This window comes from Pseudomonas jilinensis, from assembly GCF_003586265.1.
Classification (GTDB): Bacteria; Pseudomonadota; Gammaproteobacteria; order Pseudomonadales; family Pseudomonadaceae; genus Halopseudomonas; species Halopseudomonas phragmitis.
Map to the genome: position 1 here is coordinate 144,467 of NZ_QJSA01000010.1, position 25,579 is coordinate 170,045.

Consider the following 25,579-nt stretch of genomic DNA (forward strand, 5'->3'; position numbering starts at 1 on the left):
AACGCTAATGCTTTGGAAAGCCTCTGACGATGAGCAATGCGCTGGCACCTACAGCCAGCACCGCGAGGTACCCACCGAACACTGCGGCGACCTCCAGCGGTTTCACGCCCACCCACACCAGCACAAACAGTGCGGCGGTCAAAATCAGTTTGCCTGCCTCGCCGGAATACAGTTCCCGGACGATGGCGCGCGCCGACCGGGCACCGCTATAGCGGTACACCCGGTAGGCAAAATAAGCGTTGGGGACCAGTGCGATCAGCCCTCCCAACAAGCCGGAATAACCGGCAACCGGTCCCTGGAAAAACCACAGGATCGCGGCAACCCCGAGCATAACGAGGCATTGCAGCAGCAACACCGGGAAAGCGGGGAGCCGATGGAAGGGGGTTCTGTTGGGCGTTCTTGCGTCCATTTACCCTAACCTGTGATACGGCCTCTTCCGGGCGCATTCCGGTTGTTTGCTTGCAACAAACTGGTGCATTCACCAGCCAAAACAGCGCGAGGGAGTATAGGTTGAATAACCAGCAGGTTCAACCGAAACCGCCCGAAATCCGGTCGATTTTCGCCGCTATTGCCACCTTGGCAGGTGGGTTCACGACCAAAGTAGCGGCCCGGCTGTCACTTGATGTGCATCAAAACGCCGTCCAGTTCATCCAGTGAACTGTAGCTGATGACCAGCTTGCCTTTGCCCTTGTTGCCGTGCTGAATTTTCACCTCGGCGCCGAGTCGCTCGGACAGATCCAGTTGCAGCCGGTCGATATCCGGATTGCTGCGAACCTGGGCTGACTCACGGCGCGGATTCAGCCATTGGCGAACCAGCGCTTCGGTCTGGCGGACGGTCAACCCCTTGGCCACGACCTGACGGGCGGCCTGAGTTTGCTGCTCCAGGGGCAGGCCGAGCAGAGCCCGGGCATGGCCCATCTCGATATCGCCACGCTCGAGCAGCAGTTTGACGTCATCGGGCAGGGCCATCAGACGCAGTAGATTGGTGACTGTGACTCGCGACTTGCCGACTGCGTTGGCCACTTCCTGCTGGGTCAGCTCGAATTCCTGCTGCAGGCGCTGCAGGGCCATGGCTTCTTCGATCGGATTAAGGTCTTCACGCTGGATGTTCTCGATCAGCGCCATGGCGATCGCGGCTTCGTCCGGAACCTCGCGGATTACCGCCGGAATGGAGTCCAGCCCGGCCAGTTGGGTCGCCCGCCAGCGCCGCTCACCGGCAATGATTTCGTAGCGCTGCCCATCGATCGGCCGCACTACGATCGGCTGCATCACGCCCTGGGCCTTGATCGACTCTGCCAGTTCCTCAAGGGCCTGGGGGTCCATGTCCCGCCGCGGTTGATATTTGCCGCGCTGAATCAGATCGACCGGCAGCTCCTTGAGCTGCTGATCCTGACTGTCTTCCACCGGTTGCCGGGCGGCGTTGGCCTGCCCAAGCAGTGCATCCAGTCCTCGTCCCAAGCCGCGCTTTTTCGCCGCCATGCCTGTGCTGTCCTTCTTCCGGTTAGATTATTCGGTTGCTGCTGCCGCGGCCTTGGCCGCCTGCTTGCTGCGCCGTACCAGTTCACCGGCCAGCGCCAGATACGCCACTGCGCCGCGCGACTGCTTGTCGTAGGCCAGTGCCGGCATGCCGAAACTCGGCGCCTCGGCCAGACGCACATTGCGTGGAATCACGGTCTGATAGAGCTTGTCGCCAAAATGGCTGGAGAGCTGGGCCGACACATCCAGAGTCAGGCTGTTGCGCGGATCGTACATGGTCCGCAGCAGACCTTCGATCTGCAGATTGGGGTTAAGTACCGCGGCAATCCGGCTGATAGTGTCGACCAGCGCCGACAACCCCTCCAGCGCGTAGTATTCGCACTGCATCGGAATAACCACACCATCGGCGGCAACCAGTCCGTTGACCGTCAGCATGTTCAGCGACGGCGGGCAGTCGATCAGGATGAAATCGTATTTGCCCCGGACATTCGTCAAGGCGTAGCGCAGCCGGCTCTCTTTCATCTTGATATCAAGCAGTTCGACTTCGGCAGCGGTCAGGTCGCCGTTGGCCGGCAGCAAGTCATAACCGCCATGTTCGGAACGTTGCAGGGCCTGATCCAGTTCACAGCGGCCGGTCAGCAGTTCGTACACCGAGTTGTCCAGTTCCGCCTTGTCGATCCCGCTGCCCATGGTCGCATTGCCCTGGGGGTCGAGGTCGATCAGCAGCACCTTGCGCTTGGTAGCGGCCAGCGAGGCGGCGAGGTTGATACAGGTGGTAGTCTTGCCGACACCGCCTTTCTGGTTGGCAATAGCCAGTACCTTACCCACTGACACCTCCTATCCGTTATCCGCCGAAGTCACCCGACGCAGTATCAGCAGATGACGGCTGCCCTGGCAACCGGGAACTGACAATTGCGTGCTTTGTTCAACCCGGAAGTCGAGCGGCAGGGCTGCCAGCTCTTCTTCAGGATACTGGCCTTTCATCGCCAGCCAGCGGGTTTTCACCGTTCCCAGATGCCGGGTCAGTGCGACGAAGTCATTGGCCGCGCTGAAGGCCCGCGAGACCACACCATCAAACGGCTGCTTCGGAGCAAAAGCTTCAACCCGGCTGTTGACCACCTCCAGATTGCCCAGCCCCAGCTCGAGCCGAACCTGGGTGAGAAAGCGGGTTTTCTTGCCGTTGCTGTCAAGCAGGGTGAACTGACAGTCCGGACGCATGATCGCCAGGATCACCCCGGGCATGCCACCACCGCTACCCACATCCAGCCAGCGGCCAGGGGTGACGAACGGCAGCACGCTCAGGCTGTCGAGCAGGTGGCGGCTGACCATTTCATCGGGATTACGTACCGCCGTGAGGTTGTAGGCCTTGTTCCACTTGATCAGCAATGCCAGATAGCCGAGCAGCAGCGAGCTCTGCTGAGGGCTGAGGGCGATATCCAGTTGCGCGGCGCCGGCCGCCAGTTCCTGTGCCTTGTCCTGCATCCGCCTTACGCCTCCCGGGCCAGTTGACTGCCACCCAGGGCGTTGCGTTTTTTCAGATGGATCAGCAACAGGCTGACCGCCGCCGGCGTCACGCCGGGAATCCGCGAGGCCTGACCCAAGGTTTCCGGGCGGGCGGCATCGAGCTTGTGCTTGATCTCGTTGGACAGGCCGCTGAGCGCCTGATAGTCGAGGTCAGCCGGCAACCGGGTGGCCTCATGCTGACGCAGACGGTCGATTTCCTCCTGCTGACGCTCGATATAGCCGGCATACTTGGTCTGGATTTCGACCTGTTCGGCCACGGCCGGATCGATGCTCTGCTCACCGGTAGTGTCACACAGGCCAGCGTAGTCGACTTCTGGGCGACGCAGCAGATCCAGCAGGTTGTATTCGCGTGTCAGCGGCACGCCGTAACGGCTGGCAAAGGCTTCGGCCTGGGCACTGCCAGGCTGTACCCAGGTGCTGCGCAAGCGCTGGTTTTCCAGCTCGATGGCTTCGCGCTTGGCGTTGAACGCGGCCCAGCGGGCGTCGTCGATCAGACCCAGGGCACGGCCCTGTTCGGTCAGGCGCAGGTCGGCGTTGTCTTCACGCAGTACCAGACGGTATTCGGCCCGCGAGGTGAACATCCGATAGGGCTCCTGGGTGCCCAAAGTAATCAGGTCGTCGACCAGCACGCCGATGTAGGCTTCGTCACGGCGCGGGCACCAGGCGTCCTGGCCCTGGGCGCGGCGGGCGGCGTTGAGGCCGGCCAGCAACCCCTGGGCGCCGGCCTCTTCGTAACCGGTGGTGCCGTTGATCTGCCCGGCGAAGAACAGCCCGCCGATGACCTTGGTTTCCAGCGAATACTTCAGATCCTGCGGGTTGAAGTAGTCGTATTCGATGGCATACCCCGGACGCAGGATATGGGCATTTTCCATGCCCTTGATCGAGCGCACGAGCTCCAGCTGCACGTCAAACGGCAGCGAGGTGGAAATGCCGTTGGGATACAGCTCATGGGTGGTCAGGCCTTCCGGCTCGATGAACACCTGATGGCTGTTCTTGTCGGCAAAGCGATGAATCTTGTCCTCGATCGACGGGCAGTAGCGCGGGCCAATGCCCTCGATCACCCCGGTGTACATCGGCGAGCGGTCGAGGTTGTTGCGGATGATCTCGTGGGTACGCTCGTTGGTGTGAGTGATCCAGCAGTTGACCTGCTCGGGGTGCTCGTCGACCGAGCCCATGAACGACATGACCGGCAACGGGGTATCGCCGGGCTGCGGGGTCATCTGGGAAAAATCCACACTCTTGCCGTCGATCCGCGGCGGGGTGCCGGTTTTCAGCCGGTCGACCCGCAGCGGCAGTTCGCGCAGGCGCTGGGCCAGGGCAATCGCCGGCGGGTCGCCTGCGCGGCCACCGGAATAGTTGTCCAGACCAATGTGAATGCGCCCGCCAAGGAAGGTACCGGCAGTCAGCACCACGTTGTCGGCGAGAAAGCGCAGGCCCATCTGGGTCACGACACCGCGTACCTGCTCCTGTTCGACGATCAGGTCATCGCAGGCCTGCTGGAAGATCCACAGGTTCGGCTGGTTCTCCAGCATCTGGCGGATCGCCGCCTTGTACAGCACCCGGTCGGCCTGAGCGCGGGTGGCACGCACCGCCGGGCCCTTGCGGCTATTGAGAATCCGGAACTGGATCCCGGCCTGGTCGGTCGCCCGAGCCATGGCACCACCCAGCGCATCGATTTCCTTGACCAGGTGACTCTTGCCAATCCCGCCAATGGCCGGGTTGCAGCTCATCTGTCCCAGGGTTTCGACGTTGTGGCTGAGCAGCAGAGTCTTCACACCCATGCGTGCAGCCGCCAGCGCGGCCTCGGTACCGGCATGGCCGCCACCTACCACGATCACGTCAAAACGACTTGGATAGTCCACCGCTCACCTCATTGCCCGGTTCAGGCTGATTTTGGGAAAAGGGGCTGATTATAGGCCCAGAGCGAAAAAATTGCAGCCAGCGGTTGAACGTTTTTTGATCAACCGGGGTAAGCCAAGAAGGTGAAGGAAATTACATAGAGAAAAGGAAAACATGTTTAAAAACTTAGTTTATATGACTGTATATGATCAGCCCATTTTCTGTGGATAAGCATAAAAAATCCAATATCTTCATTCGGTTAGAGAAAGCATAAGGTTGTTGGCGATAGGGGGACAGACAGGGGTGAATCCTTGGGTAAAGCTGTGGGTAACCAGTTGGCTTATCCACAGGCGGGTTTGCCCTCAGTCCATGCACAGGGTTATCGACCTGGCTCAGGGTGGGTTTTCCACAGGGTTTATTCGACCAATCCGCATCATTTTGGGGCGTTATTAACCTATACAGGCGGGAGGGTTATGGCTATTTGTGCAGTTTGCACAGCTCATTGGTTCAGCCAACGGCGTGAGGGCAACCTAAACTGGCCCGTGGCACAGCCATTGCAAATGCCCAAGGGACTGAACCGTGGCGGGGCGCTGACGCAACCCATGCCCCTTTTAGAATAGGGAGATACCGTGATGACTGATACGCATGTGACTGCAGACCAGGACTACCCCTTGGAGCCTGTGCCGGCTCAGGCCAGAAAAAGCCTGTGGTCGATGGGCTTTGTGCTGCTGGGCTTTACCTTCTTTACCGCCACCATGTGGGCTGGCGGCAGTATTGGCACGGCCTTCGACTTTTCCACCATGTTGTGGATTCTGCTGATCGGCAACCTGTTGCTGGGTTGTTACGCGGCGGTGCTGGGCTATATTGCCGCCCGCTCTGGGTTGAACACCGCCTTGATGAGCCGGTTCGCCTTTGGCGAACTGGGCAGCAAGTTGTCTGATGTGCTTCTTGGTTTCACCCAGATCGGTTGGTATGCCTGGGGGACCGCTACCATGGCCTTGCTGCTGGTCAAGATGACCGGTTTGCCTGAGGGGCTGACCCTGCCGTTGATGGTGTTGTTCGGGTTTGGATTCTGTGTCAGTGCCTTTGTTGGTTACCGGGGCCTGGACCTGCTATCGCGTTTTGCCGTGCCGGCGATGATCATTCTGGTTGCCGTCAGTCTGACGATTGCTGCCTCCGATGCTGGCGGGCTGTCAGGGCTTAGCAGTGTGATCCCCAGTACCGAGATGAGTGTGGCTGCCGCCATTACCCTGGTGTTCGGTACCTTCGTCAGCGGCGGTACCCAGGCTACCAACTGGACCCGGTTCGCCCGTTCGGGCAAGTCCGCGGTACTGGCAACCCTGGCTGCCTTTTTCCTGGGCAATGGCTTGATGACGCTGGTGGGGGCCTTTGGCGCACTGGTCTATCAACAGGCTGATATCGTCGATATTCTGGTGGCCCAGGGGCTGGCAACGCTGGGGATCCTGATGCTGTTTCTCAATCTGTGGACCACGCAGGACAATACCGTCTACAACTTTGCCGTGGCCGGCTGCAATCTGTTGCGTACCGAGCGGCGCAGAACCATTACCCTGGTCGGTGCGGCTATCGGTACTCTGCTGGCGGTGCTGGGGATGTACGCCTGGCTGATTCCCTTTCTGATTCTGCTCGGCACCTTCATTCCGCCGGTCGGTGGGGTAATCATGGCCAATTATTTCGTGTCCTGGCGGGGGCGCTATCCGGAGATTGGCACAGCCCGATTGCCGGCCTTCAATCTGGTCGGGCTGACAGCCTATGCGTTGGGTTCGTTGGTTGCCTATGCTTCAGCCTGGATCGCGCCACTGGTTGGGGTGCTGGTTGCGGCGTTGTCTTATGTCCTGATCGAACTGGCAGTGGCCGGGGTGCGTGAACGTCGTGCCGCGTTGCTGCGCAGTGCCGGATGATGGGTCTGCGCTGTCGTGAAGTGTCGCAGTTGCCTGGCCTAGGGGGGATCCGCCTGCGCGCTGGGGCTGCCGGCAGCGAGCGGCTGGTACGCTGGCCCTATGTTGCCGAGAATCGCTCCTTTGGCCCCTGGATCAAAGGAGGGGAACTGGTATTCATTACCGGGATTGGTCGGCACCACAATCAGAGCAACCTGTTTGAGCTGCTGTATGAGGCGGCGCGTACCGAGATCGCAGGCCTGGTGATTCTGACCGGTGATGTCTATATCGGCCAGTTGCCGCTGGCTTTGTTGCGCCTGGCCGATCAGTTGCAGATGCCGCTGTTGGAGCAGCCATACTCGCTGCCCATGGTGACTGTGACCGAAGCCATCAGCCGGGCAATCGTGCAGCGCGAACAGCAGGCCCGGCGTCTGGCCGAGCAGCAGGCCGGCTCGTTGCTCGAGCGGTTGCAGTTGCGGGTGGGCGAGCCTGAGGAGCGCCTGGCCCTGATCGACCCTTTTATTGGCCAGCATCTGGAGTTGCTGAAACAACTGGCCAGCAGTCTGGAAGCCTGGTTGGCGCACCAGGGCAACCTGACGGCGGCGGCCGATGCCTTAGGTTGTCACCGCAACTCGCTGCGCTATCGGCTGGACAAGCTGTTTACCCTGACCGGGCTTGAGCCCGGCAATATCGATGATATCTACACCCTGACGCTGGCTCTGGCTCTGCTGCGCGAGCCGGCGTCACCACGCCTGAATCTGGAGACCCCGCATGACCCCGCATCTTGAAGCCATCGTCAATGCCCGTCTGGTTGGTGCCGACGGCCTGTATACCCTGCGCATGGCCTCCGGCCGTTTCAGCGCCATCGAATCCCAGGTTGGCGAGCTGAACGCCAGTGCAGAGCAACTGGACGCCAGGGGCAATCTGGTCAGTGCGCCCTTTGTTGAGCCGCATATTCATCTGGATGCGGCGCTGACCGCTGGTGAGCCGCGCTGGAACCGCAGTGGTACGCTGTTCGAAGGTATCGAATGCTGGGCTGAGCGCAAGGCGCTGCTCAGCCGTGAGGACGTGATAGGGCGTGCCGAGCAGACCCTCAAACTGTTCGCTGCGCATGGCATTCAGTATGTACGCACCCATGTCGATGTCACCGACCCGCAACTGACGGCCCTACAGGCCATGGTCGAGGTGCGCGAGCGCGTCCGGGATTTCGTCGATCTGCAGATTGTGGCCTTTCCCCAGGAAGGCATTCTGTCCTTTCCCAAGGGCCCGGAACTGATGAGCCGTGCGCTGGAGCTGGGCGCCGATGTGATCGGTGGAATCCCGCACTTCGAGTTTACCCGTGATTATGGGGTCGAGTCGGTCAAGCTGTTGATGGATTTGGCCCAGGCCCACGATTGTCTGGTAGATGTGCACTGCGACGAAATCGACGACCCGCAATCGCGCTTTCTCGAAGTGCTGGCAGCCGAAGCCCTGAGCCGTGATTACGGTAGCCGGGTCACCGCCAGCCACACCTGCGCCATGCACTCCTATGACCAGGCCTATTGCAGCCGCCTATTCCGCCTGCTGCAGAAGGCCGGGTTGCGGTTTGTCGCGCTGCCGACCGAGAACCTGCATCTGCAAGGACGCTTCGATGGTTATCCAAAGCGCCGGGGCATCACCCGGGTGCCGGAGCTGCTGGATGCCGGACTCAAGGTCTGCTTTGGCCAGGACTCGATCCGCGACCCCTGGTACCCGATGGGCAATGGCAACCTGCTGCGCACTCTGGATGTTGGTCTGCATGCCTGTCACATGCTGGGCATAGAACGAATCGAAAGCGCGCTTGAGCTGGTGACCGATAACGGCGCAGCGGCGCTTAACCTGAGTGACTATGGCATTGCCGTTGGCCGGCCGGCCCGTTGCATGGTGCTCCATGGCCACAACCCCTACCAGGTGCTGCTCAACCAGTCGCCGGTGCTGGCCTCGGTGCGTGATGGTCGCTGCCTGGTTCAGCGGCAGATCAGCCAGCCGGCAGTGGCTGGTTGGGAGTAAGGCTTACTTGCCAATACAGAAACTGGAAAAAATCCGCCCCAGCAGATCATCGGCACTGAACTGGCCGGTGATCTCGCCCAGTGCCTGTTGCGCCATGCGCAGGTCTTCAGCCAGCAGTTCGCCGGCGCCCAGGACGGTCAGTTGCTGGTGGCCATGGCTGAGGAATTCGGCCGCCTGTTCCAGTGCCTGCAGGTGTCGGCGGCGGGCGCTGAACAAGCTTTCGGCGGTCTGCTCAAAGCCCATGCAGCTTTTCAGGTGCTCGCGCAGCAACTCGATCCCTTCGCCGTTGCGGGCGCTCAGACGCAGGCTTACGCTACCGTCATCGGCGCTCTGCAGGCCAACCGGTTCACCGCTGATATCCACCTTGTTGTAGATCAGGGTGATTTTCGCCGGGTCCGGGTGCTGGTCAAGAAACTCCGGCCACAGACTGTCCGGGTTGCCGGCTTCCGGCTGACTGGCATCGACCACCAGCAGAATGCGGTCGGCTTCGGCAATCGCGTTCATCGCCCGTTCCACCCCGATCCGCTCGACAACATCATCAGTGGCGCGCAGGCCGGCAGTATCAATGATATGTAGCGGCATGCCGTCAATGTGGATATGTTCACGCAGGATGTCGCGGGTGGTGCCGGCTATGTCGGTGACAATCGCGCTGTCCTTGCCGGCCAGGGCATTGAGCAAGCTGGACTTGCCGGCATTGGGTCGACCGGCGATCACTACAGTCATGCCATCGCGCAGCAAGGCTCCCTGCCCGGCTTCGCGCTGGACCTGGGTCAGTTGGTTCTGGATCGCGTGTAGCTGGCCGAGTACGTGACCATCGGCGAGAAAATCGATTTCCTCTTCGGGAAAGTCGATCGCCGCCTCGACATAGATGCGCAACTGGATCAGTGCTTCGGTCAGCTCATCTACCCGCCGGGAGAAGGCCCCCTGCAGCGATTGCACGGCATTGCGCGCGGCTTGCTCGGAGCTGGCTTCGATCAGATCGGCGATGGCTTCGGCCTGGGCCAGGTCAAGCTTGTCGTTGAGAAAGGCCCGTTCACTGAACTCGCCCGGGCGGGCCAGCCGCGCGCCACAATCCAGGCAGGCCTTGAGCAGCATATCCATGACCACCGGGCCACCGTGGCCATGCAGCTCCAGCACATCTTCGCCGGTAAATGAGTGTGGCCCGGGAAAGAACAGGGTCAGCCCCTGATCGAGCACCAGGTCCTGATGCCAGAACGGGCCGTAGTGGGCATAGCGGGGTTTGGGCTCGATCCGGCTGAGTTGCCGGGCGACCGTAAGTGCCGCCGGGCCGGACAGGCGGATGATGCCGACGCCGCCCTGCCCCGGCGGAGTGGCGATGGCGGCAATGGTATCGGCATGGTAACGGCTCATGGCATCCTCTGTGCGACTCAAAGCAAAACGCCCCGGGATCGGGGCGTTTGCGTGGCGCGGGGTTCAGCTTCAGGCCTTCTCGGCCGCCCCCTCGATCTGCCGGGTAATGTACCACTGTTGCGCGATCGACAGGATGTTGTTGACCACCCAGTACAGCACCAGACCGGCCGGGAACCAGAGGAAGAAGAAGGTGAAGATGATCGGCAGCATCTTCATCACCTTGGCCTGCATCGGATCCGGCGGAGTCGGATTGAGCAACTGCTGGATGTACATGGTCACACCCATCAGGATCGGCAGGATGAAGTAGGGGTCCTTCAGCGACAGATCACCAATCCAGCCCAGCCACTCGGCCTGACGCATTTCCACGCTTTCCATCAGTACCCAGTACAGGGCGATGAACACCGGCATCTGCACCAGAATCGGCAAACAGCCACCCAGCGGGTTGATCTTTTCCTTCTTGTACAGCTCCATCATCGCCTGGGACATTTTCTGCCGGTCATCGCCATGCTGCTCGCGCAGCGCCTGCAGCTTCGGCGACACCCGGCGCATGTTGGCCATCGAACGGTAACTGGTGGCTGACAGCGGGAAGAACACCAGTTTGATCAGAATGGTCAGCAGGATAATGCTCCAGCCCCAGTTGCCGACGAAGCCATGGATGATGCTCAGCACCCAGAACAGCGGCTGGGCAATCCACCACAGGAAGCCATAGTCGACGGTCAGTTCCAGGCCCTGGGAAATTTCCCCCAGGCGGTCCTGGATTTTCGGGCCGGCGTAGAAATCGGCTTTCAGGCTGGCTTGCTCGCCTGCGGCAATACTGGTGGCCGGGCTGATAAAGCCGATGATGTAGTTGCCCTGGCTATCCTTGCGGGTCTGGTAGACATTGTTCTGCTCAGCACTGGGAATCCAGGCGCTGACAAAGTAGTGCTGCAGCCAGGCTGCCCAGCCGCCGGTAACGGTTTCGCTCAGCCGCGACTTGTCCATGTCCTTGAAGCTGACTTTGGTATAGGAACGGTCAGCACTCCAATAGGCTCCGCCCAGGTAGGTGGCCATGCCGGTGGCACCGGTGCTGGAGGGATCACCACTCTGGTCACGCTTGATCTGACCGTAGAGGTTGCCGGTCCAGGTTGCATCGCTCTGGTTGTCGATCAGGTATTCGACGCCGACCAGATAGTCGCCACGGGTGAAGGTGAAGCGCTTGATGTAGCTGACCTCACCCTCTTGATAGTTGAGGTCAACCACCAGGGTTTCGGCGTCGCCCAGTTCGTACTGGGTCTGGGCACTGCTGAACTGCGGTCGGCCAGAGGCACGGGCGTCCAGGCCGTTGGGGCCAATCAGGCCACTCTGGGCGACATAGGTGCGGGCACTGCTCTGCTCCAGCAATTGGAACGGCAGGTCGGGCCGGTCCTTGCGCTGCGGGTATTGCGGCAAGGCCACGGCGACGATATCACCGCCGCGCGGGTCGATGCTGACCAGCATGCTGTCGGTGCGTACCTGGATCAATTCGTTGCTGGTGGCTACAGGCACTGCCGGGGTGCTGGGCACTTCGTTGGCGGAGGGCTCGATGACTTCGGGTACGTCGCCATCAACCTGAGCCGTGGCCAGATCCGGCAGGTCGTTGCCCTGCAGCGGGCTGGTAGCGGCTTCGGCCGGCGGCAGTTCGGGTTGACCGTAGTCCTTGTTCCACTGCAAAACCATGAGGTAGGTGATCACGAGCAAGGCAGCAATAAGGATATTTCGTTGCATGTTCATGGTTTGTTGGCCATCTGGGAAGAAGGGTTGTCAGACGCTGGTGGAACAGGATCGTAGCCACCGGGATTCCAGGGGTGGCAACGGCTCAGGCGACGGGCGCTGAGCAGACTGCCCTTGAGCAAGCCATGTTGTTCGATGGCTTCCTGGGCATAACAGGAGCAGCTTGGGTAGAAACGGCAATGATTGGCCATCAGCGGACTGATAGCGTAGCGGTAAACCTTGATCAGTCCGAGCGCGACTCTACGCATGGGATGACGGGGGTCCAGATTCGCGAGTTCGTTTGTGCTTGTCAGCCGATTTGATCAGTCGGCGCCACATGTCCCGAAACAGGGCGTGCAGCGCCTGACTGTCAAGGTCGCCCAGGCCGCGGCGGGCCAGAACGACAATATCCAGATTGCCCAGTTCAGCACGGTGATGCCTGAAGGACTCACGTGCCACGCGTTTGACCTTGTTACGGTCTACGGCACGCCGGACATTTTTTTTGGCTATGACCAAACCCAGCCGTGCATGCTCTTGCTCATTGAATCGAGCGAGCAACAACAGACTGGGTCCTGAGGCTTTGCAGGTGGCTCCATCGAAAACGGCCTTGAACTGGCCAGGCGTCAATAACCTGTATTCAGGGCCAAACCCGAGATCCACCTGGATAACCGGGTCTTAGGCTGACAGACGCTTGCGGCCTTTGGCACGACGACGGGCCAGAACCTGGCGACCGTTTTTGGTGGCCATACGAGCACGGAAACCGTGGTTACGCTTGCGCTTCAAAACGCTGGGTTGGAAAGTTCTTTTCATCTTCAGATACCTGAGTGGTTCAACAAGAGCCAATGAGCCCTTTCAAGGGACCGGCAATTCTAGAGAATTCGCCCGCCCAGGTCAATTTCATTCGGTGGTTGTGAGTAAAGAAAAAGAATAGAAAATCTATGTGTTTAAAAGATGAATATAAATATTGTTCTTAGTAGCTGCTAGAACTGTGGATAGATTGCCCTGGCTCAGGGGGGATGCAGGTTTAGGGCAAGGGATAAGGTTGTTGATAGGGTGTTGGGGCACGGGTTGGATGCTTGTGACTGTTCTGTGGATAAATGCGACTGATATCCACAGGGCGGTTTTGTGCACAACCCTTCAAGGAAATTGGCACAGGCTTGATCAAGGGTTTTCCACAGGGTTTAAGAGCCCCGTATTTCGTGGTTCACAGATGCATTGAACGATTATCGAAGTGGTGTTGCGACGCTCTGGCCCAATTACAGTAAATGCTTGATTGGTGTGGATAAGTCGGAGGTGAACCGCTAGAATGGGTGGCTTGTCAGGACGAGAAACGCCGCACACGATGTGCCGCCTCCGTCTCCCAGAAACGTGTTGTATAAGGTCAAGTACCGGGGGATATTGTGTCTGTTGCACTCTGGCAGCAATGCATCGACTTCTTGCGTGATGAGCTACCATCTCAACAGTTCAATACCTGGATTCGCCCTCTGCAGGTTGATGGGGATCAGACCGAGCTGCGTTTGTACGCGCCCAACCGTTTCGTGCTGGACTGGGTCAATGACAAGTACCTGAATCGTATTCAGGAGTTGCTCGATGATTTGTCCCAGGGCCAGGCCCCATTGGTTTCATTGCTGATTGGCAGTCGCAGGAGCGCGGCGGCGGTCCAGGCCCCTGTCAGGACTCAACCAGCGCCAGTGCCCGCGGCCACACCGGCCCCCAGCGCCCCAGCCCCGGAACGGATAGCTGAACCAGTGCGCCCTCGGGCCCAGGTCAGTGCCCAGGGCTTTGAGCCAGAAGGCGCACCATTGTCCGATGCCGAAGTGGCCACGCCCTTGCCTGGTCAGGCCAGTGACAACTCCGCGCCGGCTTTGATCAAGCACACCAGTTACCTGAACCGCAGCTTCACGTTCGAAAACTTTGTCGAGGGTAAGTCGAACCAACTGGCTCGGGCGGCAGCCTGGCAGGTCGCCGATAACCCCAAGCATGGTTACAACCCGTTGTTCCTGTATGGCGGGGTGGGCCTGGGTAAAACCCACTTGATGCATGCGGTTGGCAACCACCTGTTGAAAAAGAACCCGGCAGCCAAGATCGTCTACCTGCATTCTGAGCGCTTCGTGGCAGATATGGTCAAGGCGCTGCAGATGAATGCGATCAATGACTTCAAGCGCTACTACCGTTCGGTCGATGCCCTGCTGATCGACGACATTCAGTTTTTCGCTAAGAAGGAACGCTCGCAGGAAGAGTTCTTTCATACCTTCAATGCTCTGCTTGAAGGTGGGCAGCAAGTGATTTTGACCAGTGACCGTTATCCCAAGGAAATTGACGGCCTGGAAGAGCGGCTAAAGTCGCGTTTCGGCTGGGGCCTGACGGTAGCGGTTGAGCCGCCGGAGCTGGAAACCCGGGTCGCTATTCTGATGAAGAAGGCCGAGCAGTCGCGGATCGATCTGCCGCATGATGCCGCCTTCTTCATTGCCCAGCGCATTCGCTCGAATGTCCGCGAACTGGAAGGTGCGCTCAAGCGGGTGATTGCCAGTGCCCATTTCATGGGGCGCGATATCACCATCGAGCTGATTCGTGAGTCGCTCAAGGATTTGCTGGCGCTGCAGGACAAGCTGGTGAGTATCGACAATATCCAGCGCACTGTGGCTGAGTACTACAAGATCAAGATCGCCGATATTCTCTCCAAGCGCCGTTCGCGCTCGGTGGCGCGGCCGCGTCAGGTAGCCATGGCTCTGTCCAAGGAACTGACCAACCACAGCCTGCCGGAAATCGGTGATGCTTTTGGTGGGCGGGATCACACCACTGTGCTGCACGCCACGCGCAAGATTGCCGAGCTGCGTGAAACCGATGCTGATATCCGCGAAGATTACAAGAACTTGCTGAGGACGCTGACCACCTGAGGTCACGTCGGCAACCTGCTAACCTGCACGAGGTCGAAGGAAGACTATGCAATTCACCATCCCGCGCGAAGCCCTGTTGAAGCCCCTGCAACTGGTGGCCGGTGTTGTCGAACGCAGACAGACCCTGCCCGTGTTGTCCAATGTTTTGCTGGTGGTTGACGGCAATACCCTGTCGATGACCGGGACCGATCTGGAAGTCGAACTGGTTGGCCGCATCAATCTGGAAGAGGCAGCAGTCGACGGCGAAATCACCGTGCCGGCGCGCAAGCTGATGGATATCTGCAAGTCGCTACCTGATGACTCTGTACTGACTCTTAAGGTTGAAGACAACAAGGCCCTGATCAAGGCCGGGCGCAGCCGCTTTACCCTGGCTACCCTGCCTGCCAGCGATTTCCCCAATGTTGAAGACGGCCCGGGGGCCATGAGCTTTGCCATTGGTCAAAGCAAACTGCGTCGGCTGATTGAGCGGACCAGTTTCGCCATGGCCCAGCAGGACGTGCGTTATTACCTCAACGGCATGTTGCTGGAAATCAACAAGGGCCAACTGCGCGCAGTAGCAACTGATGGTCACCGGATGGCCATGTGTACTGTCGATGCTGGTATCGACTACCAGGAACGTTATCAACTGATCGTTCCGCGCAAGGGGATTCTTGAACTGGCGCGGCTGCTCGGTGAGGCTGACGATCTGGTCAATATCGTGTTGGGTACCCATCATATCCGCGCCACTACCGGCGACTTCACTTTCACCTCGAAGCTGGTCGATGGCAAATTCCCTGATTACGAGCGGGTCCTGCCGCGCGGTGGCGACAAGATTATCCTGGCTGATCGCCAGACGCTGCGTAATGCTTTCAGCCGTACGGCGATTCTGTCCAACGAAAAGTACCGTGGTATTCGTCTGATGCTCAGCGAAGCGCAGCTGAAAATCCAGGCCAACAACCCGGAGCAGGAAGAGGCTGAAGAAGATATCGTGGTCGACTACAGCGGTAATTCGCTGGAGATCGGTTTCAACGTCAGCTACCTGCTGGACGTAATGAACGTCCTGAGCAACGAGCAGATCAAGATGATCCTGTCCGATGCCAATAGCAGTGCCCTGATCCAGGAGTCCGAGTCTGACGACAGCCTCTACGTTGTCATGCCTATGCGTCTCTGAACGCTCGATGCCATTAAAGCGTCTGTCAGTCACCGCGGTGCGTAATCTGCACCCGGTGACTCTCCATCCCTCCCCACGCATCAACATCATTTCCGGCGCCAACGGCAGCGGCAAAACCAGTTTGCTCGAAGCCATTCATATTTTGGGCCTGGCCCGTTCGTTCCGCAGTACTCGCCTCAATCCAGTGATTCAGTATGAACAGCAACAGTGCACGGTTTTTGCTGACCTGAATTTGCATGCCGGTGCTCAACGCTCGATGGGCATTACCCGGGGCAAAGAGGCGGATTATCAGATTCGGATTGATGGCCAGAGCGTGCGCAGCACGGCGCAATTGGCCGAAACCCTGCCACTGCAGTTGATTAACCCCGAGAGTTTTCGTTTGCTTGAGGGAGCACCGAAGCAGCGCCGGCAATTTCTTGATTGGGGTGTGTTCCACGTGGAACATCAATTTCTGCCCAGTTGGCAGCGACTGCAAAAAAGCCTCAAGCAACGGAATTCACTGCTGCGTCGTGGTAGAATGGAACGTTCCATGCTCGCCCCGTGGGAAACCGAGCTGGTACAAATGGGGGAACGCATTGACCACTATCGGCGCGGCTATATACAGCAGCTCAAGCCCGAGTTTGAAACGGTGCTGGGTCAGTTGATAACCCTTGATGAACTCAGCCTGAGCTATTACCGCGGCTGGGACAAAGAGCGTGGGCTGGCTGAAGTGCTTGATCAGCAGTTCGAGCGAGATTGTCAATTGGGCCATACCCAGTCCGGGCCGCAGCGTGCTGACCTGCGTTTGCGAGTACGCGGTATGAATGCTGTCGACGTATTGTCCCGTGGCCAGCAGAAGCTGGTGGTATGCGCCTTGAAAATCGCCCAAGGGCATTTGCTCAAGGCCAGTGGACGGCAACAGGACTGTGTTTTCCTGGTCGATGACCTGCCCTCTGAACTGGATGGCCGGCACCGCGAAGCTCTGTGTCGCCTGCTTGAAGGATTGAATTGCCAAGTGTTCATTAGCTGTGTTGAGGCTGAGCAGTTGGCTGGTAGCTGGAAAACTGAAACACCGGTGTCCATGTTCCACGTGGAACATGGCCGAATTGTGCAGACTGGTTAATGTCTGGAGTGACGAAATGACCGACAACAATGCCTATGATTCATCCAGTATCAAGGTCTTGAAGGGCCTGGATGCGGTCCGTAAACGCCCCGGTATGTATATCGGTGATACGGATGATGGTACCGGCCTGCACCATATGGTGTTCGAAGTGGTCGATAACTCCATTGACGAGGCACTCGCCGGCCACTGTAGCGACATCGATATCATCATTCATACCGACGAATCGATCACTGTACGCGACAACGGCCGTGGTATTCCTGTGGATATCCACGAGGAAGGAGTGTCTGCTGCTGAAGTGATCATGACCGTCCTGCATGCCGGCGGTAAGTTTGACGACAACAGCTACAAGGTATCCGGCGGTTTGCACGGTGTCGGGGTCTCGGTAGTCAACGCCCTGTCAGAGGTGCTTACCCTGACCATTCGTCGCCAGGGCAAGGTCTGGGAGCAGGAGTACCGTCATGGCGTCCCTCAGGAGCCGCTGAAGGCCGTAGGCGACACCGAGACCACCGGCACCCAGATCCATTTCAAGCCCTCGGCCGAGACCTTCAGCAGTATCAGTTTCAGCTGGGATATTCTCGCCAAACGCTTGCGCGAGCTGTCGTTCCTCAATTCCGGGGTCGGCATCAACCTGCGAGATGAGCGCAGTGGCAAGGTTGAAACCTTCAAGTACGAAGGTGGTTTGCGGGCCTTTGTCGAATACCTGAACCAGAACAAGAGTGCGGTCAACAGCGTGTTCCACTTCGACCTCCAGCGTGAGGATGGAATCGGTGTTGAGGTGGCGCTGCAGTGGAACGACAGCTTCAACGAAAACATCCTGTGTTTCACCAACAACATTCCCCAACGCGATGGCGGCACCCACCTGGCCGGTTTCCGCAGCGCCCTGACCCGCTCGCTGAACGCCTATATCGAGCAGGAAGGGTTGTTGAAGAAGATGAAAGTCAACACCTCCGGTGATGACGCCCGTGAAGGCCTGACCGCGATCATTTCGGTCAAGGTGCCGGATCCCAAGTTCTCCTCGCAAACCAAGGACAAGCTGGTCTCGTCTGAGGTGAAGACTGCGGTCGAGCAGGAAATGAACAAATATTTCGCCGATTATCTGCTGGAAAGCCCCGGTGAGGCCAAGGCAGTGGTTGGTAAGATGATTGATGCCGCTCGCGCCCGTGAAGCGGCACGCAAGGCCCGGGAAATGACCCGGCGCAAGGGTGCACTGGATATTGCCGGGTTGCCGGGCAAACTGGCTGACTGTCAGGAAAAGGATCCTGCCCTGTCCGAACTCTACATAGTGGAGGGTGACTCTGCGGGTGGCTCGGCGAAACAGGGCCGCAACCGCAGAACCCAGGCCATTCTTCCGCTCAAGGGCAAGATCCTCAACGTCGAGAAGGCCCGCTTCGACAAGATGTTGTCCTCGGCTGAGGTCGGCACGCTGATCACCGCCCTGGGCTGCGGTATCGGTCGGGAAGAATTCAATATCGACAAGCTGCGTTACCACAACATCATCATCATGACCGATGCTGACGTCGACGGTTCGCACATTCGTACCCTGCTGCTGACCTTCTTCTTCCGGCAGATGCCGGAACTGATCGAAAAGGGTTACATCTATATTGCCCAGCCGCCGCTGTACAAGATCAAGAAAGGCAAGCAGGAGCAGTACCTGAAGGATGATGAGGCGCTGGAAGAGTATCTGACCCAGTCGGCACTGGAAGACTCTTACCTGTTCGTCAACGAACATGCCCCGGGTATTACCGGTGAAGGTCTGGAAAAAATCGTGCAGGAATTCCGCTCGGTAATGAAGACCCTCAAGCGCCTGTCGCGCCTGTATCCGGAAGAGTTGATGGAGCACTTCATCTACCTGCCGCGTCTGAGTCTGGACAACCTGGCCGACAAGCCGTTCATGGAAAACTGGCTGGTTGGCTTCGAACAGCGGGTCAAACAGGGTGAGAAATCGGGTCAGGAATACCGGGTCAACCTGCGTGAAGACCGCGAGCGGCATTTGTGGTTGCCGGAAGTCGAGTCGATCAGTCACGGTCTGTCGAGCTACTTCACCTTCAACCGCGACCTGTTTGCCAGTAACGATTACCGGACCATGGCCGAGCTGGGTGAAAAGCTGCAAAGCCTGCTCGAAGACGGCGCCTATATTCAGCGCGGCGAGAAGAAGAGGCTGATCAGCACCTTCAAGGAAGCGCTGGAGTGGATGATGAATGAGACTGCACGCCGGCACAGCATTCAGCGCTATAAGGGGCTGGGTGAGATGAACCCCGAGCAGTTGTGGGAGACCACCATGGATCCGCAAAGCCGACGGATGCTGCGGGTCAATATCGAGGATGCTATTGCTGCCGACCAGATCTTCAACACCCTGATGGGTGATCACGTCGAGCCGCGTCGCGAGTTCATCGAAAGCAATGCCCTGGCGGTATCCAACCTCGACGTCTGATTCGGAGGCCCTGAGATGAGCGTGGTGAGCTTTAAGCTGTTGGGCGCTGCGGCACTGGCGCTGGTGCTGGCCGGCTGCTCCAAGGGGCCTTCAAGTGCGGATGTTGAGGCCTTGATCAGGGCCGAAAGTGAGAATATCACCCAGCAAATGGAAGCGCTGGGTGGGGCCTTTGGCGGTGATCTGGCACGGGCGATCACCCCTGAAGTGCACAGTGTTCATGTAATCGGCTGCGAGGAAGTACGCCAGAACGTATATCGCTGTGATCTGGAAATCGACGCTACGCGGCCGATGATCGGGCGCAAGAGCGAGGTCACGCAGATGGAGTTTGTCCGGCTTAAGGATGGCCGTTGGTCGATTCTCAACTGAGTGTGGTAAACGCTTAAGGAAGTACTGATTAATTGCACGTAAGCCCGGTTGCCCGGTTGGCGCTGACCTGTTCTGGACTGTCGATGCCCTGGACGGGCATCGTCAAGCCCCCAGGGATGGGTTCACGGCGTGTCCAGAACAGGTCAGCGACAATTGGGCTAACGCTGAACGGATATAATCAGTGCTTCCTTAACGAAAGTCTTCAGTCAGGTCACTATCAAACCCTGCCGCGTCGCTGGTCGGCTCAGCCGGTGCTGCTGACTCGCTATTGTCCTTGGCCTGGTCTTCCAGCTTGGCGCGTAGCATCAGGTCGTTGCGTGAATCGGCCAGGCGCAGGGCTTCCTTGAGAGTAATTTCCCGGGCCTTGAGCAGTCGGAACAGATGTTGATCGTAGGTCTGCAGAGCCTTGTCATCGGTACCGCGACTCATCACTGCCTTGATATCGTGAAGCTCATCGCGGGCGATCAGGTTGACGATATAGGGTGTGCGCAAGAGCATTTCAACAACCGGCAATCGCTGCTTTTTTACGCCATTTGCCAGGCGTTGGCCGATAATAGCCACCATATTCATGGAGATGTCATTGAGTACCTGAGCCCGCGCCTCTTCCGGAAACAGGTTGGCGATGCGCTCCACTGCCTGCACGGTATTGGTTGCATGCAGAGTGGCCAGTACCAGGTGCCCGGTTTCACTGTAATGTAGGGCATGCTGCATGGTTTCCCGGTCGCGAATTTCACCAATCATGATCACGTCTGGGGATTCACGCAGGACATTGTGCAGCGCGGCCTTGAAACTGTGGGTGTCCAGGCCGACCTCGCGCTGATCGACGATCGAGCATTGATGGTGATGCAGAAACTCGATCGGATCCTCAATGCAGACAATATGACCCGAGCGGCAGCGGTTGCGGTAATCGATCATCGCTGCCAGGGTTGTTGATTTTCCGCACCCGGTGGCCCCGGTTACCAGAATCAGACCACGATCAAGCAGTGACAGTTTTTCCAGCACCCGCGGTAGCCCAAGTTCGGCAAAGCTGGCGATCCGGTCACTGATAAAGCGCACGACCATGGTCACTTCACCGCGCTGCCAGTAAACGTTGACCCGAAAGCGCCCTACCCCGGCAATCCCCAGGGCAAGGTTCATTTCCAGCTGGGTTTCAAATTCCTCGATCTGCTTGGCGCTCATCAGGGCGTAAGCCAGGGTTTTGACCTGCCCTTTCTCCAGTACCTGAGTCTCGTTAAGGCGGACGAACTCACCTTCGCGCTTGAGCGTGACCGGTGCCCCCACGCTGAAAAACAGGTCAGAACCCTGTTGCTCGGCCAGCGTACGCAAGTAGTCGTGAATATCCATATCCGTTCCTTGTCAGTGCCCGGAACTGCCCGGGTTGATGGCGCTCAGGGCCTGATTGACCCAGGCCTCGGCCTCGCGATTGACCTCAATGATGGCGCGCGGGTCTGAACCCTTGGGATAGATCGCAGGGCCGATCATGACCTTGATGGTACCAGGGTGTTTGTTCCAGCCATGCCGGGGCCAGTGTTCACCGGCATTGTGGGCAACCGGTACCACGGGTACCTGAGTGCTGACCGCCAGGGCCGCGCCGCCACGGCTGAACTTGATTGGAGTACCGGGGGCTTTGCGGGTACCTTCGGGAAATACCAGAATCCACATTCCGTCACGCAGGCGCTGGCCGCCGATGCGGGTCAGTTGCTGGAGCGAATCGCGGGCCTTGCTGCGATCGATGGCGATCGGTTTCATTAAGGCCAGAGCCCAGCCGAAGAAGGGTACATACAGCAGTTCCTTTTTCAGCAGTTGGCTCTGCGGACGGAAGATCTGCTGCAGGAAAAAGGTTTCCCAGGTGCTCTGATGGTTGGCCAGAATGACCCCGGCCTGGTCCGGAATATTTTCCAGACCGCTGACTTCATAGCGAATGCCAACCATGACCTTGCATAGCCAGATGGCGAAACGGGTCCAGCATTCGACCACCAGGCCGAAGCGCCAGCGGAACGGCAACAGCGGTGCCAGCACAAGCATCAGGATGCTCCACAGGCAGGCGCTGGAGGCCAGCAACAGGTAGAACAGGGTGATCCGCAGAGGCATGAGCAGGCGCATGTCAGGGTTCCAGCAATGAGTCGACCACAGCGGCCAGGTTGTCAAAAATCAGTGTGCCGGTGGGCAACGCCTGATTGGCGGTTTTGTTGCCCTTGCCGGTGCGTACCAGATAGGGTTTGCAACCGACGGCAACGCCGGCCTCCAGATCACGCAGGCTGTCGCCTACAGTGGGTACTCCTGAGAGACTGTCCAGGCCAAAGTAATCGGCAATCTGGCGGTACAACCCGGGACGTGGCTTGCGGCAGTCACAGCCGTCGTCAGGGCCGTGTGGGCAGTAACGAATCAGCTCGACCTGACCGCCCTGCTCGGCCACCAGTTCGGCCAGTCTGGCGTGCATGGCTTCGAGTATTTCCTGGGTGAAATAACCGCGTGCCAGACCTGACTGGTTGGTGGCCACAGCAATGCGCCAGCCAGCCTTGCTGAGGCGGGCCATGGCCTCGATCGATCCTGGCAGCGGAATCCACTCGTCGAGTGACTTGATGTAGGCGTCGGAGTCTTCGTTGATGACGCCGTCACGGTCGAGGATGATCAGTTTCACGTCAGTATTCCCAGATAAACCCAGTGCCAGCCCCGATAAGCCTCTGACTAACCTGCCGTTGGGCTGGTTGGTTAGAGGCTTCATGGCCTGTATCGGTGCCAGAGCATCAACCCAGCAGTGAAATATCCGCCACGCCCAGGAACAGTCCACGCAGCCGCGCCAGCAGAGCGTAGCGGTTGGCGCGCACGGCCGGGTCTTCGGCGTTGACCAGTACCTGATCGAAGAACGCATCAACCGGGGTCCGCAGGCTGGCCAGCTGCTCCAGGCTGCGCTGGTAATCGCGGCTGGCGGCCAGCGGAGCGTTGTCCTGCTCGGCACTGTCGATGGCGCTGGCCAGGGCCTGTTCGGCGGCGTCCCGCAGCAGGCTGGTGTTGACCACGGTGCTGACTTCACCCTCGGCCTTGGCCAGAATGTTTGACACCCGCTTGTTGGCGGCGGCCAGGGCGTCAGCTTCGGGCAGCCGGCGGAAGGCCTGCACCGCCTGCACGCGCTGATCGAAGTCCAGCGGTGAGGCCGGGTTCAGCGCCCGTACCGACTGGTATACGGCAACGTCGATGCCTTCGTCCTCGTAACGGGCGCGCAGGCGGTCGAAGATGAAGTCCTGAACCTGAGCCAGTAGCCCCTCGGCCTTGATCTTGTCGCCATACTGGGCGATCGCGCTGGTCAGGGCGCTGGTCAAATCCAGCTCCAGGCGCTTGTCGATCAGAATCCGCAGCACGCCCAGCGCAGCGCGGCGCAGGGCATAGGGGTCCTTGCTGCCGGTCGGCAGCATGCCGATGCCGAAAATGCCAACCAGGGTGTCGAGCTTGTCGGCCAGCGCCACGGCGGCACCAGTCAAAGTGCTAGGCAACTCGGCGCCGGCACCGCGCGGCATGTACTGCTCGTTCAGTGCCAGCGCCACGTCCTCGGGCTCGCCGTCATGGCGGGCGTAATAGTAGCCGGCAATGCCTTGCAGTTCCGGGAACTCGCCGACCATTTCGGTGGCCAGGTCGCACTTGGACAGCAGTCCGGCGCGGGCGGCGTGACTGGTGTCGCCACCGATCTGTGCGGCGATGAAGGCGGCCAGGCTGGAAACCCGCTCGGCCTTGTCCAGCACGCTGCCGAGCTGGGCCTGGAACACCACCTTGGCCAGTCGTTCGTTGCGGGTTTCCAGTGGCTGTTTCTTGTCCTGGTTGAAGAAGAATTCGGCGTCGGTCAGTCGCGGGCGCACCACCTTCTCGTTGCCGCTGATGATCTGCGCCGGGTCTTCACTGTCGATGTTGGCTACGGTGATAAAGCGCGGCAGCAGCTTGCCGTTGGCATCGAGCAGGCAGAAGTACTTCTGGTTGTCCTGCATGGTACTGATCAGGGCTTCCTGCGGCACTTCGAGGAAGCGTTCCTCGAACGAGCAGACCAGCGGCACCGGCCATTCGACCAGAGCGGTCACTTCATCGAGCAAGTCATCGGGAATGATCGCACTGCCCTGCTGCTCGGCGGCCAGTTGCTCGACCCGTTGGCGAATCAGTTCCCGGCGTTCGCTGAAATCGGCGACCACAAAAGCCTGGCGCAGGCGGTCGGCGTATTCGGCCGGGGCACTGATGGTCAACTGATCCGGGTGGTGGAATCGATGGCCGCGCGACTGGTTGCCAGCGCTCTGGGCGAGAATCTCGCAGGGCACCAACTGATCGCCGAGCAGCATCACCAGCCACTGGGTCGGGCGGACGAATTCGGTCTTGTGCGCACCCCAGCGCATGCGCTTGGGAATCGGCAGCTGCGCCAGAGCGGCATCGACGATGCCAGGCAGCAGACTGGTGGCCGGCTGGCCTGGCTCGGATTTAACGAAGCGCAGCTTGGGCCCGCTTTGATCGATCTCGGTCAGTTCAACCCCGCACTTGCGGGCAAAACCCAGGGCGGCCTGGGTCGGGTTGCCGTCTTTGTCGAAGGCAGCCTGCAGCGGCGGGCCGTCGATCTGGCTGCTGCGGTCCGGCTGCTGGGTGCTCAGTTGTTCAACCAGCACGGCCAGGCGTCGGGGCGCGGCGTAGTAACGGGCGGCCTGATAGCTCAGCCCAGCGTCAGCCAGGCCCTTTTCAACACCTTCCAGGAAGGCTTCCGCCAGACGCTTGAGGGCCTTGGGAGGCAGCTCTTCAGTGCCAAGTTCAACCAGAAAATCCTGCGCCTGCATTATTCGGCCTCCTTCAGTTTGGCCAGTACTTCATCACGCAATTCGGGGCTGGCCATCGGGAAGCCAAGACGGGCGCGGGCCAGCAGATAGCTCTGGGCAATGTTGCGCGCCAGGGCCCGCACCCGCAGGATGTAGCGTTGACGCTCGGTCACCGAAATTGCCCGACGGGCGTCGAGCAGGTTAAAGCTGTGCGAGGCCTTGATCACCATTTCGTAGGCGGGCAGCGGCAGTTGCAGCTCCATCAGCCGGTTGGCTTCGCCCTCGTAGTGGTCGAACAGTTCGAACAGCTTGTCGACGTTGGCGTGCTCGAAGTTGTAGGTCGACTGCTCCACTTCGTTTTGGTGGAACACATCGCCATAGGTCACCGTGCCGAACGGGCCGTCGGAGTAAACCAGGTCGTAGACCGAGTCGACGCCCTGCAAGTACATCGCCAGACGTTCCAGACCATAGGTGATCTCGCCGGTCACCGGATAGCACTCGACCCCGCCGACCTGCTGGAAGTAGGTGAACTGGGTGACTTCCATGCCGTTGAGCCAGACTTCCCAGCCCAACCCCCAGGCGCCCAGGGTTGGCGATTCCCAGTTGTCCTCAACAAAGCGGATATCGTGTACCAGCGGGTCGACGCCGATATGCCGCAGCGAGTCCAGGTACAGCTCCTGGATATTGTCCGGGTTGGGCTTGAGCACTACCTGGAACTGATAGTAATGCTGCAGACGATTGGGGTTTTCGCCGTAGCGACCGTCGGCCGGGCGGCGCGAGGGTTGCACGTAGGCGGCATTCCAGGTTTCCGGGCCGATGGCGCGCAGGAAGGTGGCGGTATGGAAGGTTCCGGCACCCATTTCCATGTCATAGGGTTGCAGGATCACACAGCCCTGCTCGGCCCAGTAACTTTGCAGGGCCAGGATCAGGCCCTGGAATGTGCGCACGTCTGGCGTAGTTTGTGTCACGTGGTTCACCCGGTCAGGCTGAA

23 protein-coding genes are annotated in these 25,579 nt (G+C 59.4%); 8 read left to right on the top strand and 15 right to left on the bottom strand.

Annotation, left to right across the window (positions count from 1 at the left end; all coding sequences use genetic code 11):
* Window positions 1-4: 4 nt before the first annotated feature.
* The 5 genes from C2846_RS12305 to mnmG form a co-directional block, all read right to left on the bottom strand.
* Entirely contained in the window at window positions 5-409 is a 405-nt protein-coding gene (locus C2846_RS12305; RefSeq protein WP_080048963.1) for a F0F1 ATP synthase subunit I, read from the bottom strand.
* Window positions 410-615: 206 nt separating this feature from the next.
* Entirely contained in the window at window positions 616-1,479 is an 864-nt protein-coding gene (locus C2846_RS12310) for a ParB/RepB/Spo0J family partition protein (protein WP_080048962.1), read from the bottom strand.
* Between the two features lie 27 nt (window positions 1,480-1,506).
* The gene (locus C2846_RS12315; protein ID WP_080048961.1) at window positions 1,507-2,304 is read right to left on the bottom strand and encodes a ParA family protein; all 798 of its coding nucleotides are present in this window, start codon (window positions 2,302-2,304) and stop codon (window positions 1,507-1,509) included.
* A gap of 9 nt (window positions 2,305-2,313) precedes the next feature.
* Window positions 2,314-2,958 carry a 16S rRNA (guanine(527)-N(7))-methyltransferase RsmG gene (rsmG, locus tag C2846_RS12320; protein WP_080048960.1) on the bottom strand — a complete coding sequence of 215 codons (645 nt, stop codon included), beginning with the start codon at window positions 2,956-2,958 and terminating at the stop codon, window positions 2,314-2,316.
* Between the two features lie 5 nt (window positions 2,959-2,963).
* Window positions 2,964-4,862 (bottom strand): tRNA uridine-5-carboxymethylaminomethyl(34) synthesis enzyme MnmG, encoded by a 1,899-nt coding sequence (gene mnmG, locus C2846_RS12325; protein ID WP_080048959.1) that lies wholly within the window; start codon window positions 4,860-4,862, stop codon window positions 2,964-2,966.
* A 609-nt stretch (window positions 4,863-5,471) separates the two neighbouring features.
* Between mnmG and codB the strand changes: the two genes are divergently transcribed.
* The 3 genes from codB to codA are packed head-to-tail and all read left to right on the top strand — an operon-like array spanning window position 5,472 to window position 8,762.
* A complete protein-coding gene (gene codB, locus C2846_RS12330) occupies window positions 5,472-6,758 on the top strand; it encodes a cytosine permease (protein WP_080048958.1) in 1,287 nt (428 codons plus the stop codon).
* Entirely contained in the window at window positions 6,755-7,522 is a 768-nt protein-coding gene (locus tag C2846_RS12335) for a PucR family transcriptional regulator (protein ID WP_205890201.1), read from the top strand. The genes codB and C2846_RS12335 overlap by 4 nt, the downstream gene beginning before the upstream one ends.
* The gene (gene codA / locus C2846_RS12340) at window positions 7,506-8,762 is read left to right on the top strand and encodes a cytosine deaminase (RefSeq protein WP_080048956.1); all 1,257 of its coding nucleotides are present in this window, start codon (window positions 7,506-7,508) and stop codon (window positions 8,760-8,762) included. Before C2846_RS12335 ends, codA begins: the two co-directional genes overlap by 17 nt.
* A gap of 3 nt (window positions 8,763-8,765) precedes the next feature.
* Here codA and mnmE read toward each other — a convergent pair whose 3' ends face one another.
* The 5 genes from mnmE to rpmH all read right to left on the bottom strand — a co-directional run bounded on the left by mnmE (window position 8,766) and on the right by rpmH (window position 12,671).
* Entirely contained in the window at window positions 8,766-10,133 is a 1,368-nt protein-coding gene (gene mnmE, locus C2846_RS12345; protein WP_119701563.1) for a tRNA uridine-5-carboxymethylaminomethyl(34) synthesis GTPase MnmE, read from the bottom strand.
* Between the two features lie 69 nt (window positions 10,134-10,202).
* Window positions 10,203-11,882, bottom strand: coding sequence for a membrane protein insertase YidC (gene yidC / locus C2846_RS12350; protein ID WP_080048954.1), 1,680 nt, complete (start codon window positions 11,880-11,882; stop codon window positions 10,203-10,205).
* Window positions 11,879-12,130 (bottom strand): membrane protein insertion efficiency factor YidD, encoded by a 252-nt coding sequence (gene yidD / locus C2846_RS12355; protein WP_080048953.1) that lies wholly within the window; start codon window positions 12,128-12,130, stop codon window positions 11,879-11,881. The genes yidC and yidD overlap by 4 nt, the downstream gene beginning before the upstream one ends.
* Window positions 12,123-12,521, bottom strand: coding sequence for a ribonuclease P protein component (gene rnpA, locus C2846_RS12360; RefSeq protein ID WP_080048952.1), 399 nt, complete (start codon window positions 12,519-12,521; stop codon window positions 12,123-12,125). The genes yidD and rnpA overlap by 8 nt, the downstream gene beginning before the upstream one ends.
* Window positions 12,522-12,536: 15 nt before the next feature.
* Complete coding sequence (rpmH, locus tag C2846_RS12365; RefSeq protein ID WP_080048951.1) at window positions 12,537-12,671, bottom strand: 50S ribosomal protein L34; 135 nt, start codon at window positions 12,669-12,671, stop codon at window positions 12,537-12,539.
* Window positions 12,672-13,261: 590 nt separating this feature from the next.
* On the opposite strand from rpmH, the gene dnaA reads away from it, so the two are divergent.
* Genes dnaA through C2846_RS12390 form a run of 5 tightly spaced genes read left to right on the top strand, consistent with a single transcriptional unit; the run spans window position 13,262 to window position 19,807 of the window.
* Window positions 13,262-14,758, top strand: a complete 1,497-nt coding sequence (gene dnaA, locus C2846_RS12370; RefSeq protein ID WP_080048950.1) for a chromosomal replication initiator protein DnaA — start codon at window positions 13,262-13,264, stop codon at window positions 14,756-14,758.
* 46 nt (window positions 14,759-14,804) lie between these two features.
* Window positions 14,805-15,908, top strand: a complete 1,104-nt coding sequence (dnaN, locus tag C2846_RS12375; RefSeq protein ID WP_080048949.1) for a DNA polymerase III subunit beta — start codon at window positions 14,805-14,807, stop codon at window positions 15,906-15,908.
* Between the two features lie 7 nt (window positions 15,909-15,915).
* Window positions 15,916-17,010, top strand: a complete 1,095-nt coding sequence (gene recF / locus C2846_RS12380) for a DNA replication/repair protein RecF (protein ID WP_119701564.1) — start codon at window positions 15,916-15,918, stop codon at window positions 17,008-17,010.
* A 16-nt stretch (window positions 17,011-17,026) separates the two neighbouring features.
* Window positions 17,027-19,441 carry a DNA topoisomerase (ATP-hydrolyzing) subunit B gene (gene gyrB / locus C2846_RS12385; RefSeq protein WP_080048947.1) on the top strand — a complete coding sequence of 805 codons (2,415 nt, stop codon included), beginning with the start codon at window positions 17,027-17,029 and terminating at the stop codon, window positions 19,439-19,441.
* Between the two features lie 15 nt (window positions 19,442-19,456).
* Complete coding sequence (locus tag C2846_RS12390) at window positions 19,457-19,807, top strand: hypothetical protein (protein ID WP_080048946.1); 351 nt, start codon at window positions 19,457-19,459, stop codon at window positions 19,805-19,807.
* Between the two features lie 189 nt (window positions 19,808-19,996).
* On the opposite strand, the gene C2846_RS12395 is transcribed toward C2846_RS12390, so the two are convergent.
* The 5 genes from C2846_RS12395 to glyQ all read right to left on the bottom strand — a co-directional run bounded on the left by C2846_RS12395 (window position 19,997) and on the right by glyQ (window position 25,556).
* Window positions 19,997-21,151 carry a PilT/PilU family type 4a pilus ATPase gene (locus C2846_RS12395; RefSeq protein WP_119701565.1) on the bottom strand — a complete coding sequence of 385 codons (1,155 nt, stop codon included), beginning with the start codon at window positions 21,149-21,151 and terminating at the stop codon, window positions 19,997-19,999.
* Between the two features lie 12 nt (window positions 21,152-21,163).
* Window positions 21,164-21,910: a lysophospholipid acyltransferase family protein gene (locus tag C2846_RS12400; protein WP_119701566.1), complete on the bottom strand. Its 747-nt coding sequence runs from the start codon at window positions 21,908-21,910 to the stop codon at window positions 21,164-21,166.
* A gap of 1 nt (window position 21,911) precedes the next feature.
* Window positions 21,912-22,448, bottom strand: coding sequence for a D-glycero-beta-D-manno-heptose 1,7-bisphosphate 7-phosphatase (gene gmhB, locus C2846_RS12405; RefSeq protein WP_240638200.1), 537 nt, complete (start codon window positions 22,446-22,448; stop codon window positions 21,912-21,914).
* 106 nt (window positions 22,449-22,554) lie between these two features.
* A complete protein-coding gene (glyS, locus tag C2846_RS12410) occupies window positions 22,555-24,609 on the bottom strand; it encodes a glycine--tRNA ligase subunit beta (RefSeq protein ID WP_119701568.1) in 2,055 nt (684 codons plus the stop codon).
* On the bottom strand, window positions 24,609-25,556 hold the full coding sequence (glyQ, locus tag C2846_RS12415) for a glycine--tRNA ligase subunit alpha (protein ID WP_119701569.1): 948 nt from the start codon (window positions 25,554-25,556) through the stop codon (window positions 24,609-24,611). Before glyQ ends, glyS begins: the two co-directional genes overlap by 1 nt.
* Window positions 25,557-25,579: the final 23 nt, after the last annotated feature.